1 protein-coding gene is annotated in these 643 nt (G+C 44.3%); it reads left to right on the top strand.

Annotation, left to right across the window (positions count from 1 at the left end):
* Window position 1 precedes the first annotated feature (1 nt).
* Window positions 2-280, top strand: coding sequence for a HigA family addiction module antitoxin (locus tag REG_RS09700; protein WP_006705478.1), 279 nt, complete (start codon window positions 2-4; stop codon window positions 278-280).
* Window positions 281-643: the final 363 nt, after the last annotated feature.

Here is a 643-nt window from a genome sequence, read left to right as displayed (position 1 = left end):
TATTCATCCCCATCCGGGGGAAATCCTTAAGGAGACGGTTTTCGACGAGCTGGATATATCAGTGACAGAGGCCGCTAGTCGGCTGGCGATCACGCGCGTCGCATTATCCCGTGTGCTAAATGGTAAGGCAGGCATCAGCCCTAACCTCGCACTAAGACTTGAAAAGACTGGCGTGAGCACAGCACGCTTCTGGATTAATCTTCAAGCTAATTATGACCTGTGGCGGGCTATGCAACATAAGCAACCGCCAGTACGCGAGCTGCAACCGACCACCGACTGAGCCAGGCTGGGGTTACAGGTAGCGTAAAAAGAGTAGGGCAACCCTATCCAGTTAATTTGCCCATTGCTTTTTTGCTATTAATAGTTATACTAAGAAACTGATAATGCTCCCTATTGATTGGTGGAACAGTTGGCTATATTTACAACTATAATCCATCGTCTGATGGCTGCCGCGAGATACAGCACCCTTTGAAGTAGCGAGGCTTACCATACAGTTCATGGAATAAAACATCATGACTGACGTATGAAATTTTTTCAGCCTTATGAAGGCTATTTTATTTAATTACAACATACGCTTTATATCTACAACTCTATTCAGTCAGACCTCACCTAAGAAAACGAAAAAACACATATATATCAATAC

It is taken from the genome of Candidatus Regiella insecticola LSR1 (genome assembly GCF_000143625.1).
GTDB lineage: Bacteria > Pseudomonadota > Gammaproteobacteria > Enterobacterales > Enterobacteriaceae > Regiella > Regiella insecticola.
The sequence above is the reverse complement of the archived record's forward strand: the minus strand, read 5'-3'. Positions and strand labels throughout refer to the sequence as shown.